Annotated in this window: 10 protein-coding genes and 1 pseudogene; 5 read left to right on the forward strand and 6 right to left on the reverse strand. The window is 38.2% G+C overall.

Annotated elements, in window-relative coordinates; all coding sequences use genetic code 11:
• Position 1 precedes the first annotated feature (1 nt).
• The gene (gene purL / locus HMPREF2644_RS00970) at positions 2–3895 is read right to left on the reverse strand and encodes a phosphoribosylformylglycinamidine synthase (RefSeq protein ID WP_070828158.1); all 3894 of its coding nucleotides are present in this window, start codon (positions 3893–3895) and stop codon (positions 2–4) included.
• Between the two features lie 326 nt (positions 3896–4221).
• Between purL and HMPREF2644_RS08975 the strand changes: the two are divergent.
• Positions 4222–4464 (forward strand): annotated as a pseudogene (locus HMPREF2644_RS08975) (hypothetical protein); the annotation flags it as partial.
• Between the two features lie 62 nt (positions 4465–4526).
• A complete protein-coding gene (gene tpx / locus HMPREF2644_RS00975) occupies positions 4527–5024 on the forward strand; it encodes a thiol peroxidase (RefSeq protein ID WP_070828159.1) in 498 nt (165 codons plus the stop codon).
• Between the two features lie 218 nt (positions 5025–5242).
• Here the strand turns inward: tpx and dapF are convergent, their stop codons facing one another.
• Positions 5243–6067, reverse strand: a complete 825-nt coding sequence (gene dapF, locus HMPREF2644_RS00980; RefSeq protein ID WP_005655521.1) for a diaminopimelate epimerase — start codon at positions 6065–6067, stop codon at positions 5243–5245.
• Positions 6068–6209: 142 nt separating this feature from the next.
• Entirely contained in the window at positions 6210–6833 is a 624-nt protein-coding gene (gene lexA, locus HMPREF2644_RS00985; protein ID WP_005648504.1) for a transcriptional repressor LexA, read from the reverse strand.
• Positions 6834–7087: 254 nt separating this feature from the next.
• On the opposite strand from lexA, the gene plsB reads away from it, so the two are divergent.
• The gene (plsB, locus tag HMPREF2644_RS00990) at positions 7088–9520 is read left to right on the forward strand and encodes a glycerol-3-phosphate 1-O-acyltransferase PlsB (protein WP_011272204.1); all 2433 of its coding nucleotides are present in this window, start codon (positions 7088–7090) and stop codon (positions 9518–9520) included.
• 79 nt (positions 9521–9599) lie between these two features.
• Here plsB and HMPREF2644_RS00995 read toward each other — a convergent pair whose 3' ends face one another.
• Both HMPREF2644_RS00995 and HMPREF2644_RS01000 read right to left on the reverse strand, forming a co-directional pair.
• Positions 9600–10934, reverse strand: coding sequence for an NAD(P)/FAD-dependent oxidoreductase (locus HMPREF2644_RS00995; RefSeq protein ID WP_005693148.1), 1335 nt, complete (start codon positions 10932–10934; stop codon positions 9600–9602).
• A 203-nt stretch (positions 10935–11137) separates the two neighbouring features.
• Positions 11138–12460, reverse strand: a complete 1323-nt coding sequence (locus tag HMPREF2644_RS01000; RefSeq protein WP_005689035.1) for an anaerobic C4-dicarboxylate transporter — start codon at positions 12458–12460, stop codon at positions 11138–11140.
• A gap of 247 nt (positions 12461–12707) precedes the next feature.
• Here HMPREF2644_RS01000 and HMPREF2644_RS01005 point away from each other — a divergent pair, with 247 nt between their 5' ends.
• A complete protein-coding gene (locus HMPREF2644_RS01005) occupies positions 12708–13154 on the forward strand; it encodes a rhodanese-like domain-containing protein (protein ID WP_005648518.1) in 447 nt (148 codons plus the stop codon).
• A 13-nt stretch (positions 13155–13167) separates the two neighbouring features.
• A complete protein-coding gene (gene secB / locus HMPREF2644_RS01010; RefSeq protein WP_005630575.1) occupies positions 13168–13677 on the forward strand; it encodes a protein-export chaperone SecB in 510 nt (169 codons plus the stop codon).
• 166 nt (positions 13678–13843) lie between these two features.
• Here secB and HMPREF2644_RS01015 read toward each other — a convergent pair whose 3' ends face one another.
• Positions 13844–15487 carry a phospho-sugar mutase gene (locus HMPREF2644_RS01015; RefSeq protein WP_011272203.1) on the reverse strand — a complete coding sequence of 548 codons (1644 nt, stop codon included), beginning with the start codon at positions 15485–15487 and terminating at the stop codon, positions 13844–13846.
• Positions 15488–15718: the final 231 nt, after the last annotated feature.

Here is a 15718-nt window from a genome sequence, read left to right on the forward strand (position 1 = left end):
TCTAAAATACCATTCTTGCATTTCTGAATAATCTCATCCACGCGCCGTCTTCTGTCCAGTTTTCTGGGTGCCAAGAGTTACTCACAGCACGGAACACGCGTTCAGGGTGTGGCATCATAATAGCAACTCGCCCATCCAGATTTGTAATTGCAGTAATGCCCTCCACAGAGCCATTCGGATTGGCAGGATATAGTTCGGTAGGATTACAGTTATTGTCGATGTATTGTGCAGCAATGATGCCTTGTGCTTTTAAGCCTACAAGCTGTTCAGCTGATTTAAACTTAACTTGCCCTTCCCCGTGGGAAACCGCAATGGGCATATGTGAGCCAGCCATTCCTGCAAACCAAACTGAAGCCACTTCATTAATTTTCACTAAACTCACACGAGCTTCAAAGCGTTCAGATTTGTTGCGTACAAAATGCGGCCAGTTTTCTGTACCTGGGATAATTTCCGCCAAGTTAGAGATCATTTGACAGCCATTACATACACCTAAGGTCAGTGTGTTTGGATTGATAAAAAACTGGCTGAATTGCTCGTGTAATTTCGGGTTAAATAAGATGGATTTTGCCCAACCACCCCCTGCGCCAAGCACATCCCCGTAAGAGAAACCGCCACAAGCAACCATTGCATTGAATTCAGCTAAATTGCGACGGCCAGTCATTAAATCAGACATATGCACGTCAATTGCATTAAAGCCTGCACGATCAAATGCTGCTGCCATTTCATAATGGCTATTTACACCTTGTTCACGCAAAATTGCAATGGTTGGTTTTACACCTTTATTGATAAATGGTGCAGTAATATCTTCGTTCACATCGTAAGTCAAAAATGCGGATAAACCTTTGTCGTCAGGGTTTTTCTTAGCTTCAAACTCTTGCTCAGCACAATCTGGATTATCGCGTAAGCGTTGCATTTGGTAAGTTAATTCCGCCCAAATACTACGTAATTCAGTGCGTTTTTCGCTGAATAATTTATGGCTGCCGCGGCTGATCTCAAAGCGATCATCAGCAGTTACCGTACCTAATTGGTGGGTAATACCAAGCAAATTGTGAGCTTTCAACACCTCACGTACACTTTCTAATTGGCTATCGGCAACTTGGATAACCGCTCCCAGTTCTTCGTTAAATAATACCGCTAAATCGTTGTCGCCTAAAGCTGAAATATCAACTTCTACCCCACAATGCCCTGCAAACGCCATTTCTGCAAGAGTTGTGATTAAACCGCCGTCCGAACGGTCGTGATAAGCCAACAATTTATCTTCTGCCACTAAAGTTTGCATTGCATTGTAAAAATCTTTTAAGCGTTGAACCTTTACCACATCGGCAGGCTTGTCTCCTAACTGTTTGTACACTTGAGCAAGTGCAGTCGCACCTAATCGATTATGCCCTTCGCCTAAATCAATTAGCAATAAACTCGATAAACCTTTGTCGGTACGAAGTTGTGGCGTAAGCGTTTTACGTACATCTTCTACACGAGCAAAAGCGGAAATTACTAATGAAAGTGGGGCAGTCACTGATTTTTGTTCGCCATTATCGATCCAAGTGGTTTTCATCGACATTGAGTCTTTACCCACAGGAATAGTTAAACCTAACGCAGGACAAAGTTCTTCGCCCACAGCTTTTACTGCTTCATAAAGTCCCGCATCTTCGCCTGTGTGACCTGCTGCACTCATCCAGTTGGCAGAAAGTTTAATACGTTTCATCTCGCCAATGTGGGTGCCAGCAATGTTAGTAATCGCCTCCGCCACAGCTAAGCGTGCCGAAGCCGAGAAATTTAGCAAGGCAACTGGAGAGCGTTCGCCCATTGCCATTGCTTCGCCGTGGTAGCTATCCAGTGAAGCAGTAGTAACAGCCACATCAGACACGGGGATTTGCCAAGGACCCACCATTTGATCTCGTGCCACCATACCTGTTACAGAACGGTCGCCAATAGTAATTAAGAAAGTTTTTTCTGCAACAACGGGTAAACGTAATACACGATGGAATGCTTCTTTTAATTGAATACCTTCTGTTTTAAGTGATTGATTTTCCACTGTTTTTGATAAAACCTCACGCGTCATTTTCGGCGTTTTGCCTAATAACACATTCATTGGTAAATCAATCGGATTATTATCGAAATGACTATCGTGCAAGATTAAATGTTCTGCTTGTGTTGCTTCGCCAATCACTGCAAAAGGGGCACGTTCACGCTCACAAAGTGCGGTAAATAATTCGAGGTTTTCTGGCGCAACGGCTAATACATAACGTTCTTGCGATTCATTACACCAAATTTCCAATGGCGACATACCTTTTTCATCACAAAGAATAGAACGCAGATCGAATTTTCCTCCACGCCTGCCATCATGTACCAATTCAGGCATTGCATTAGATAAACCACCCGCCCCCACATCGTGAATAAACAGGATTGGATTTTCTTCGCCTAATTGCCAACAGCGGTCAATAACTTCTTGGCAGCGGCGTTCCATTTCCGGATTTTCACGTTGAACAGAAGCAAAATCTAAATCTTCTTTTGATTTACCACTGTCCATCGAAGAAGCAGCACCACCACCTAAACCGATGTTCATTGCTGCCCCACCCAACACGATCAATTTAGCACCGATTGGAATTTCGCCTTTTTGAACCTGTTCGCCACGAATATTACCGATTCCTCCCGCTAACATAATCGGCTTGTGATAACCGCGTACTTCTTTTCCTGCAAAACTATTTACTTTTTCTTCATAAGTACGGAAATAACCTAATAATGCTGGGCGACCAAATTCATTATTAAATGCCGCACTACCTAAAGGCGCATCTATCATAATATCTAAGGCAGAAGCAATGCGATTTGGTTTAGACAATGGATTTTCCCAAGGTTGTTCAAAGTTTGGAATAACGAGGTTAGACACCGAGAAACCTGTTAAACCTGCTTTGGGTTTTGCCCCACGCCCCGTTGCCCCTTCATCACGAATCTCCCCGCCAGAGCCTGTTGCAGCACCAGGAAATGGCGAAATTGCTGTGGGATGGTTATGCGTTTCCACTTTCATTAAAATGTGCGCATCTTCTTGATGAACACGATATTGTCCATCAGGATCAGGAAACCAACGGCCGACTTTCGAACCTTCCATTACTGCAGCATTATCTTTATAAGCAGAAAGCACAAAATCAGGCGTTTGCTCAAAGGTATTTTTGATCATTTTAAACAGCGATTTATCCTGTTTTTTGCCATCAATAATCCAATCGGCATTAAAAATTTTATGGCGACAATGCTCTGAATTCGCTTGTGCAAACATATAAAGCTCCACATCCTGTGGATTACGCTTTAAGGCAGTAAAACTTTCCACTAAATAATCCATCTCATCATCTGCCAACGCTAAACCCAAGGCAATATTCGCCCGTTCTAATGCTTGACGGCCACCATTTAAAATATCAATGGTAGTTAATGCTTTGGGTTCTTGTTGAGTAAAAAGCAAGGCTGCTTCTGTTTCGTGATTTAACACGGTTTCTAACATACGGTCGTGTAATAAATCTTTCAGCGTAGCCAATTCTGCTTCGGTTAAATCACGCTCAATATTGAAGTAATAGGCTATACCACGTTCAATACGATTTACCTTCGACAAACCACAATTGTGAGCGATGTCTGTCGCTTTTGAAGACCAAGAGGAAATTGTCCCCACTCGTGGAGTCACAATTAAACAATATCCTGCAGGCTTGAGTTCAGAAAACATTGACCCATAATGCAATAATGCTTGTAATTTAACGATTTCATCTTCTACAAGCGATGTTTTTTGTTCAACAAAATGCAAATACTCTGCATAAACTGACGTAATAGGCAATTGATATTGCTGGCATTTTTGTTGAAGTTGAGTTAAACGAAATTCAGAAAGAGCAGGCGAGCCACGAAAGGTTTTGACAGTCATATTGCAGTTCCGTATAAAAGAAAAATAAAAAAACAGACGTATTATAACGAACAAAGCAAACGTTTGCATTCAAAATAAAACAATAAGATTTATGTTCAAACATACTCCCTATTTTCAAGTAATACAAAGCTTATACTCGCTCTACAACCGCTAAAAAATCAATCAATTTATCTATTGCTAATAAATTTTAAAACCTTATGAACAGCCAGCCAAAGATAACCCAATTGAAGTATTTTTGTTTGATAATGTGATATAACAGACGTAAAATTACACACTTTCATAAACTCGGAAATTTTTATACTTTTAATTAATTTAAGGATACAACAATGAGCTTATTTTCAGAACCATCTAAACGTCGTTATGGCGTTGCAATTTTTTGCAGGTTTTATCTCTGCTTTCGTTAAATGGGGAGCGGAGCATCCTTTTCCACCGAGCAGCCCTATTGATTTCACGGATTTAACTGGATTGGGGTAACGCACATACTGTTTTCATTAGTCTTTGCTATTGGTTATTGTGTGGTGGCTGAAATTTTCCCGAAAATCAAATTCTGGATAGCTTTAATTGGTGGAAATAATTAGAAAGCGTGGTATAGTTTAAACACTTTTCACTTAATCTAAATAAAGAGGATTTTATGACAGTTACATTAGCAGGAAACCCTATTGAAGTTGGCGGACATTTCCCTCAAGTGGGCGAAATAGTAGAAAACTTTATTTTAGTCGGTAATGATTTAGCCGATGTTGCATTAAACGATTTTGCAGGTAAACGCAAAGTCCTAAATATTTTTCCAAGCATCGACACAGGTGTGTGTGCGACTTCAGTACGTAAATTTAACCAACAAGCGGTAAAATTAAGTAATACTGTTGTGCTTTGTATTTCAGCAGACTTGCCCTTTGCTCAAGCTCGTTTTTGTGGAGCTGAAGGGATTGAAAATGCCAAAACAGTTTCGACTCTCCGTAACCACGCATTACACTCACAATTAGGCGTAGATATTCAAACTGGCCCGTTGGCAGGTTTAACTTCTCGTGCGGTTATTGTGTTAGATGAACAAAACAATGTTTTACACAGCCAGTTAGTTGAAGAAATTAAAGAAGAGCCAAACTATGAAGCTGCATTGGCAGTGTTAGCGTAGTAGATAAAAGATTTAAAACAAGAACCGCCGAGAGGCGGTTTTTTATTATGCTAATAATCTATTTCTTTAAGTAAAAAATCTAGAGATTGTATGAAAAATGCTTGTTCTGATTACTTAAAGTTATCAAACAGCTCAATAAAAATATATTTAGATACAAAATGTTTACGCTAATTTAAGAAAAACGCCCCATCTTTTTTAAGATAAATGGGGAAAAAATATTAAAGAGTTATAAACCCATCATAAATATGGGTCGCCTCGCCTGTCATATAAAGTGGATGACCAACACCATTCCATTCGATCATGAGCGAACCGCCCGGTAAATCTACTTGGACATTGTTGTTTAATAAGCCTTGCATAATTCCAACTGCAACAGCTGCACAAGCACCACTTCCACAGGCTTGAGTTTCGCCAGCACCACGTTCATAAACTCTAAGCTTAATATGTTCTTTGTTGATGATTTGCATAAAACCAGCATTGACACGCTCAGGAAAACGTTCGTGGCTTTCTAACAAAGGACCAAGCTGTTCAACATTTGCTGTTTGAATATCATCTACTTGTACAACACAATGAGGATTCCCCATTGAAACTGCACCACATAGTACGGTTTGAATATCTGTACGCAGAATATAATTTTTCTCAAATTTATTTGCGGTAAATGGAATTTTTGCTGGTTCCCAAATTGGTTCGCCCATATTCACACGAATTTGATTATCATCTTTTACCGTCAAAACCATATTACCCTTTTGTGTGCTAACCGAGATGTCTTTTTTGTTAGTTAGCCCTTTTAATGTCACAAACCGAGCAAAACAACGAGCACCATTTCCGCATTGCGAAACTTCGCTTCCATCAGCATTAAAAATTCTATAATGAAAGTCGAGTTCAGGATCGTAAGGAGCTTCAACAATTAAAAGTTGATCAAACCCAATTCCACAATGGCGATTGGCTAAACGTCGGATCGTTTCTGGAGTAAAAAACACATTTTGAGTGACTCCATCAACCACAACAAAATCGTTACCTAATCCGTGCATTTTGGAAAACTGCATTTTTCCATCCTTTGTATAAATTCAAGATTTTTGCATTATAAAGAGCAGCAAAAATCATGGCAAATAAAGCACTCTAGTATAAGCAAAGTGCGGTAAAAATACCGTAAATTTTTACCGCACTTTATTCATTCTTGGTACCAGATTACATCCAAGCGTTATTGCGAATAATGCCTACTGCAATACCTTCAATTTCAAAATTTTTTTGTTCTTCAAGATTGACTACTATAGGATCAAATTCTTCATTTTCTGCGTGTAGATAAATGATAGAACCTTTTTTCTCAAGACGTTTTACTGTTACTTCATCTTCAATACGTGCAACCACAATTTGTCCGTTACGTACATCCTTAGTACTATGCACAGCTAATAAATCACCATCTAAGATACCAACATTTTTCATTGATAAACCATAAACTTTAAGTAAGAAGTCAGCCTGTGGTTTAAACATATCTGCATCTACTCGATATGTCGCTTCAATATGCTGCTCTGCAAGAATCGGTTCTCCAGCAGCCACGCGCCCTACAAGCGGTAAACCGTCAAATTCATCATTCGAACTATTGTCTAAAATACGAATACCACGAGATGCGCCGGGAATGATTTCGATTGCACCTTTACGTGAAAGTGCTTTCAAATGTTCTTCTGCGGCATTTGCAGATTTGAAACCTAATTCTCGAGATATTTCTGCTCGTGTTGGTGGCATACCTGTTGTTTCCAAATGGCGTTTTAATAAATCCAACACTTCTTGTTGGCGTGCGGTTAATGGTCTCATATACACTCCTGTTTTTAAACACAGATAACTGGTATTGTATACAGATTGTGTAAAGTTGCAACTGTTATTTTTTAAATCTGTGTATTAAGTCACATTTTGTCGCCAAATTTTCTAAATTAGTTGAGATCGGATGTGTTAAAATATTTGAGTTTTTGGACGATAAAAACACCAAAGGGCTAAAAATAGTTCTATTCACAAACTGCTTTTTAAACGTCTATAAGATCTACAAACTTATAACAAAGAGAAAATTTATTATGGCAAATTTTATAAATATGTATCGCCAATTATTGAGCTTGCCGCTGTCTGCATTGGTGAAAAATAATCCTATTCCCGCCAATCCAATAGAAGAGCTTTCACTTAATATTCATCAACCTATTGTTTATGTTTTGCCTTATACATCTCAAACTGATTTCGTTATTTTCCGCCGAAATTGCTTAGCGTTAGGCTTGCCCGATCCCGCAGAGAAAAATGAAATTAATGGCGTTAAGTTACCACGTTATGTATATTTAGACGAAGGTCGCCGAATTTTTAAATCAAAAGGTGCAAAAGACGAAACCACTACCATTTTCAATAAATATCTTGAATTACACCGCACTTCTGAAAGTTTAGATGTGCAACTTATTCCTGTTTCTGTTCTTTGGGGACGTTCTCCTGGACAAGAAGATAAATCAGATTTGCCTAATTTGCGTTTATTAAATGGTATACAAAAAACATTTGCAGCAATTTGGTTTGGACGTGATACTTTTGTGCGTTTTTCTCAAGCGGTTTCATTACGTTATATGGTAGTTGAACATGGCTCAGATGAAAAAATTGCACAAAAGCTGGCTCGAGTTGCAAAAATGCACTTCGCAAAACAACGTATTTCAGCGACAGGCCCTCGTTTACCAAATCGTCAAGCAATGTTTAATAAATTATTGCAATCAGAAGCAATCCGACGAGCAATTGAAGATGAAGCAAAATCAAAAAATATCAGTATTGAAAAAGCACAAAAAGAAGCATATAAAATTTTGGATGAAATTGCAGCTGATGTCAGCCATTCAAGTTTACGTGCAGTAGATCGTTTTTTACGTTGGCTTTGGAATAAACTTTATTCAGGTATTGATGTACAAAATTCGAATCGTGTCCGTAAATTAGCGTTAGAAGGTCATGAAATTGTTTATGTGCCTTGCCACCGTAGTCATATTGATTACTTATTGCTTTCTTATGTGCTTTATCATCAAGGTCTTGTTCCGCCACATATCGCGGCAGGGATTAACTTAAATTTCTGGCCTATAGGTAGAATGTTTCGTAGTTGGGGGGCATTCTTTATTCGCCGCACTTTTAAGGGAAATCGACTATATTCTGCCATTTTTCGCGAATATTTATCAGAACTATTCCATCGAGGCTATTCCGTCGAATATTTTATTGAGGGCGGTCGTTCTCGTACAGGTCGTTTACTGGCACCAAAAACAGGTATGATGTCAATGACACTTCAAGCATTGCAACATAGTCAAACTCGCCCCATTTCGATTGTTCCTGTTTACGTTGGTTATGAACACGTATTAGAAGTAGACACTTATGCTAAGGAATTACGTGGTGCAGCGAAAGAAAAAGAAAATGCGGGTTTAGTACTTCGTGTAATTAAAAAATTACGTAATCTTGGTCAAGGTTTTGTAAATTTTGGTGAGCCAATTACGCTTTCAAACTATTTGAGCCAACATTTCCCTGATTGGAAAGAGCAAAATCACGAAGAAAAACCACAATGGTTTACACCTGCGGTAAATAATATTTCTAAACAAGTAATGATTAATATTAACAAAGCAGCGGCAGTTAATTCAATGAACCTTGTGGGTACAGCACTACTTTCATCTCGTCAGCGAGCACTTTCACGTGAGCAACTGTTAGAACAACTTAGTAGTTATCAACAATTGTTACAAAATGTCCCTTATTCTACGGACGTAGTGCTACCAAATGTGACACCGCAAGCAATGTTAGAACACGTATTAGCTTTAGATCGTATAGGTGTGTTAATTGAAAAAGATAATTTTGGCGAAATTGTACGCTTAGAACGTTCATCTGCTGTACTAATGACTTATTATCGTAATAATATTCAGCATCTATTCGTATTACCATCTTTAGTTGCGAGTATTATTTTGCATTACGAAGCGATCCAAAAAGATTTATTATTAGACGCGATTAGAAAAATTTACCCTTTCTTACAAGGCGAATTGTTCTTACATTTCAATGAAGATGAATTGAATGTACAAATCCATCAAATCATTAATGAATTTGCACGCCAAAGCGTTATTAATTCAAATGATAACTTCTTATCTATTAATAAATCAAAAGTACGAATTTTACAGCTTTGGTCTGCGGGAACGCGGGAAATCTTGCAACGTTATTACATTACTGTCACTATTTTACAAAAACAACCTGCTATTTCTCGAGCTGAACTTGAAAAAGAAAGCCAGCTTGTTGCTCAACGTTTATCAGTATTACACGGCATAAATGCACCAGAATTCTTTGATAAAGCGGTTTTTTCAAGCTTTATTGCAAACTTGAAAGAGCAACGTTACTTTGATGAATCTGGTTATACTGTTCTTGATAAAATAGAAGAATTAGCTTCAACGCTTTCCCATTTGATTTCAACAGAAATTTGCTTAACGGTGAAAGGAACAATTGAAAAATCCGAAGATCTTTCTTCATAAAACAATACTGAGGGCATCATTGATGCCCTTTCTTTTATATAAATGATTTAGATCGCATTTAACGAAAAATTATACTTAATCAATGCAATTTTAATCTTGGTTTTAAATAACGATTCAATTTATCAACGAGAATAATCAAACCAATTTTAATACAACCGTGCAAAGCATGTTGGTGCATTCGATACAAAGACACATAAGCAAACTGCGCAAATTTACCTTGAACGGTAAGTGGATTTTTACCAAACTTATTGGTTAGACTACCAAGTGCGGTAAAATTTGACAGAGAAACTAAAGTACCTTTATCGTTATATTTAAAAGATTTCAGTGGTTTATTTTCAAACAATGCAAAAATATTTTTTGCACAAGCCTTTGCCATTTGATGTGCAGCTTGCGCTCTTGGCGGAACCAATTTACCATTTGATTGTATTAATGCAGCACAATCGCCAATCGCAAAAATACTATCATCAACGGTAGTTTGAAGTGTATCTTTAACCACTAATTGATTGATACGATTAATTTCTAATCCATCAAATTGCTGCGTTACTGTTGAGGCGCGAACTCCTGCTGCCCAAACAATAAGATCAGCTTTAATCTCCCCGCCATCTTTGGTAATAAGTGTATTTGGCTGCGCCTCAGTAATCATTGTGTTTAATTGCACATTGGTGCCCATTTCCTTTAATTCATCTAACACTGCAGCAGATAAATTTTCAGGTAATGCTGGCAATAAACGTGTTCCTGCTTCGACTAAAGTAACTTGTAAGCAAGAACTATCAATTTTACCATAACCGTAAGAAGACAAATCTTCAGCCGCATGATAAAGTTCTGCGGTTAATTCCACACCAGTAGCACCACCTCCCACAATAGCAATATTTACTTTATTTTCATCCACTAACTTTTGTTTAAATTCTTCTTCGCCAATGTCATCTAATGCGCGGTTTTCTGAAAATTTTAAAAATAATTCCAACAGTTTATGTTGAAAACGTAAAGCCTGTTTTGAACTATCTAAAAAAATACAATTATCAGCCACCCCTTTTGTGTTGAAATCATTAGATTTACTGCCAATGGCAATCACTAAATAATCGTAAGGAATTCGACGAGCAATGACAAGCATATCGCCCTCTTGTCCATAAACAGGTGCAAGTTCAACATATTTTTGCTCGCGATTAATACGTATAATTGAACCTTGCTCAAAACTGAAAAAATGATTTTTACCGTGCGCACGATAACTTAAAGAATCAACGCCATCATCCATTACGCCTGTTGCAATTTCATGCAATAAGGGTTTCCATAAATGGGTGGCATTGCGATCAACCAGCGTTACTTTAGCTTGTTTTTGACGACCTAATTTATTACCCAAAAATGTTGCTAATTCAATACCGCCAGCACCCCCACCAACGATCACGACGTTTTTCATAAAGCTCTCCTAAAAGTTTAAATTGTTAAAAATGTTACATTAATGTAATGATAACATAACAACGAAACAGGGCGGAAAACTTTCATAAAAATAACCGCACTTATATATCAAAGTGCGGTTATTTTTTTGAGTTATTTTAAGTTGATATTAGAATAACAAAAACGGTGCTATTTCAGCACCGTTCTTTGTTATCGAATCACATTTTAAAGAATAACGTGAGAAAGACCTAAACCGATTAATAAGCAGAAAAACATGCTCAATAAACCTGGAAGCATAAAGCTGTGGTTTAAAATGTATTTACCGATTTTGGTTGTACCTGTGGTATCGAAGTCAAGAGATGCAATGATTGGACCATAGTTAGGGATGAAGAAGTAACCATTTACAGCAACAAATACACCGATTAATACAGGTGCAGGGATACCTAATGCGATACCAAGAGGGAACAATGTCGCTACTGTTGCACCTTGGCTGTTTACTAATACTGAAAGTACAAATAGCGCAAAAGCAAATGCCCATGGTGCAGTTTCAACTAAGCCTTTCACCATTTCTTTTACTTCAGTAATGTGTGCCTGCATTAAAGTGTCACCTAACCAAGCAATACCGAAGATTGCGATTACTGCACGCATACCTGCATGGAATACAGAACCTTTGGTAATCGCTGTGCCATCTGGTTTACAAGTTAAGATAATCAATGCACCAATAGAAAGCATAATAATTTCAATGGTATGTGCCATTCCCATTGGTTTTCCATCAAAAACAGGTCGAATAGAAGGAGCTGCACCCATTAACACGACAAGTAAAGCTCCAAATAAGAATAAAGAAACAGAAATTTTAGCTGTTTTGCTCACTTCTACTTCTTTGACTAAAGTGGTAGAAGCAAAAATATCTGCATATTTTGGATCATTCAAACGACGTTGATATTCTGGATCATCTTTTAATTCTTTACCCATTTTATTAACAAATAAGCAAGCAAGGAAAAGTCCTAGAATAGTTGAAGGAATGGTTACCATTAAAACATCGCCAAGATGAATACCTTGTGGCTCAAGGTAAGCAACCACAGCCACCACTGCTGCAGCGATTGGGCTTGCTACGATAGCAAATTGTGATGCAATTACCGCCATTGACATTGGGCGTTCAGGACGGATACCGTTTTGACGGCTCACTTCAGCGATAACTGGCAATACAGAATATGCCACGTGACCAGTACCCGCTAAGAGAGTGAATAACCAAGTTACTGCTGGCGCAATAAACGTAATGTGTTTAGGATTACGACGTAAGATTTTGGTTGCGATTTTGATCATGTAGTCTAAACCGCCAGCTGCTTGCATTGCTGCCGCGGCTGCCACTACAGCCATAATCATAAACATAACATCAATAGGTAAACCTGCTGGTTTCAAGCCAAAGCCAAAAGAAAGAATGGCAAGACCTAAACCACCAAATACACCTAAACCGATACCACCTACACGTGCACCCACAAAGATACACAATAATACGATGGCAAATTGTAGTAAAAACATTGCAGACATACTGCCCCCCTAAGTTAATAAAAAAACACTTTATTTTATTTGTTGAAACGGCGTGTAATATAGCAACAAATAGGTAGAGATTCCATAACTTGGATCAATAAATAATGTTGAAAAATTCTGTTATTTTCCATCAGCTGAAATAAAGATAATTTAATGTATTCTATATTTTGAATATTTTTTTGAAAGATAACCCAAGTGCGGTTATACTTGAGCCCTATTTTGACGTACTTAATCAGTAGAGAAAACAATGCAAGAATTTATCTCAATGGCAACAGAGTTTGCTCAAAAACATACGCTTTTAGCAGTTTCTTGGTTTGCGATTTTCGTGATGGTGATTTATACCTTCTACAAAGGCGCAACGAGTAAATTTAAAGTAATTACGCACAATGAAGTTATTCGGTTAATAAATTCCGATGAAGCCATTGTGGTAGATTTACGTAGTCTTGAAGAATTTCAACGTGGACATATCATTAATAGTATTAATGTGCTTCCAAGCGAAATTAAAAATCAAAATATCGGAAAATTAGAGTCGCATAAAGAGAAAGCTCTTATATTAGTCGATACAAATGGTACTTCAGCCTCTGCTTCTGCAGTATTTTTAACCAAACAAGGTTTTAATTCTGTATTTGTGTTGAAAGAAGGCCTTTCCGCGTGGGTAGCAGCAAATTTACCTTTAGTTAAAAAACATAAATAATAAGGAATAGAAAATGTCAGAACAAAAACAAGACGTTGCAGCAACAGAAGAACAACAACCCGTTCTCCAAATTCAACGTATTTATGTGAAAGATGTGTCTTTTGAAGCTCCAAATCTTCCACATATTTTCCAACAAGAATGGAAACCAAAACTTGGTTTTGATTTAAGCACCGAAACAACCCAAGTTGGCGATGACTTATATGAAGTGGTATTAAACATTTCTGTTGAAACTACACTTGAAGATAGTGGTGATGTCGCATTTATTTGTGAAGTAAAACAAGCGGGCGTATTCACTATTAGCGGTTTAGAAGATGTTCAAATGGCACATTGTTTAACCTCTCAATGCCCGAATATGCTTTTCCCTTATGCACGTGAATTAGTGTCTAACCTAGTCAATCGCGGTACGTTCCCTGCATTAAACTTATCTCCAGTAAACTTTGATGCATTGTTTGTTGAATATATGAATCGCCAACAAGCAGAAAATGCAGAAGAAAAATCTGAGGAAGAACAAACTAAACATTAATTAAATGGTAAAACAAAAGGCAAGCTAGAAATGATCTGCACCCCAAAAGCTGGACTAAATAACCAACTAAGGTGCAGATTTTTTATGACCAAATACCACACCCTTTGCAAACAACAAGTCAATGCACCGTTTGACGTATCCACATCCCATTGTGCAATTAGCAGTCTTATTTGCCATAAGTATCTTGGCGAAGAATGTGACGAACACCTTCATCAAATTCTGCCAATACGCAATCTGCATCTTTTGGATCTTTACCGCGCGCATCTAAGTAGAATTTAATTTTTGGTTCAGTACCTGAAGGACGAGCAATTAAGCGTCCGCCATTTTCCAAGTTAAATACAAGGATATCGCTTTGACGATCTGTTTTAATATGGTCGATAAATTGTGCCACTTTCACGCCAGCGATTTCTGCTGGTGGATTGTTACGAAGTGCGGTCATTAATTTTCCGATTTCTGAAAGATCGCTGACTCGAATAGAGATTTGTCCACTCACATAAGCACCAAATTCTTTGGTAAATTCATCAGCATAATCTGCTAAAGTTTTGCCTTGTTTTTTCAAGTTACGCACAAGATCTAAGAACACGATTGCTGCAGAAATACCGTCTTTATCGCGTACTTTGTCTGGGTCCACTAGATAGCCCAATGCCTCTTCAAAACCGAACAATAAGCCAGATACTTTACCAATGTATTTGAAACCAGTTAAGGTTTCTTCTGATTGGAAACCGTATTTTTTCGCAATTTCAGCAAGAGCTGGGGAAGAAACAAGTGAGCAAGCCAATGTACCTTGTTTGCCTTGATATTGTTTTGCCAAATACCACCCTAAGAAACAGCCAACCACGTTACCGTGTAGTGATTTCCAGTTGCCTTGTGCATCAGGCACAGCAACGGCTAAACGGTCTGCATCTGGGTCATTCGCAATGATAAATTCAGCGTTCTTTTCTTTTGCCACTTTAATTGCTAAATCCAATGCGCCTTTTTCTTCTGGATTTGGGAAATTCACCGTTGGGAATGTGCCATCTGGCCAAACTTGATCTGCGACTACGTGGGGTTGTGGTAATCCTGCTTTTGCCAGTGTTTTACTTAAAACTTCATAGCCAACACCATGCATAGCGGTATAAACATAGTTAATGTCGCAAGCGGGTTCTTTAGCTAATGATGCAGTTTTTGTAATGTACGCATCTACCACTTCATCATTTAACACCACATAATTATCGCTACGTGGTAAATCTTGGATATTGCCAGCCGCAACTTTATCAATTAATGCTGCGATGTCTTTATCTGCTGGTGAAACGATTTGACCGCCACCATTTGCTTTACCTAAATACACTTTGTAGCCATTATCTTCTGGTGGGTTATGGCTTGCTGTTACCATTACACCTGCAGTGGTATCAAAATATTGGATAGCATAGGCTAAAACTGGAGTCGGTAATTTGCGTGGTAATAAATAAGCTTTTACGCCTGCACCCGCCATAATTTCAGCGGTGTCACGGGCAAAAACGTCAGAGTTTTTACGGCCATCGTAACCAATGACGATTGAGGGTTCTTTATCGTAACCTTTTAAATATTCCGCTAAACCACCAGCAGCTTGAGAAACTAAAACTCGGTTCATCCCTATTGAGCCAGCTTGTAAACGACCACGTAAACCTGCCGTACCAAATTGTAAGCGACCATCAAAACGCGCATGTAATTCTGCTTCTGCCGCTTTATCTCCGCCTTTTGCTGCATCTAAAAGTGCGGTTAATTCTGCACGAGTTTCTGTGTCAGGATCTTGGTTTAACCAATGTTGTGCAACCTCAAAAAGTGTTGTCATAGCGTTATCCTTATTCGTTGAAATAAATAAAAAATCGCCGTTAGACTAGCGGAAATCTAACAAAATGAAAACGGCTAATTATCAATTTTTTGATCTACTTAACATTTTTTATTCACGCAATCGGTTATCCGAGCCAATTTGGGAACACTATTTGTAGCATAAGCATTTGTTTGAAAAATTCGCTATAATACCGCTTTAATATTTACGGCAAAATTTAACCGCATTTTAAGG

The sequence above is a fragment of the Haemophilus sp. HMSC071C11 genome (genome assembly GCF_001837655.1).
Classification (GTDB): domain Bacteria; phylum Pseudomonadota; class Gammaproteobacteria; order Enterobacterales; family Pasteurellaceae; genus Haemophilus; species Haemophilus influenzae.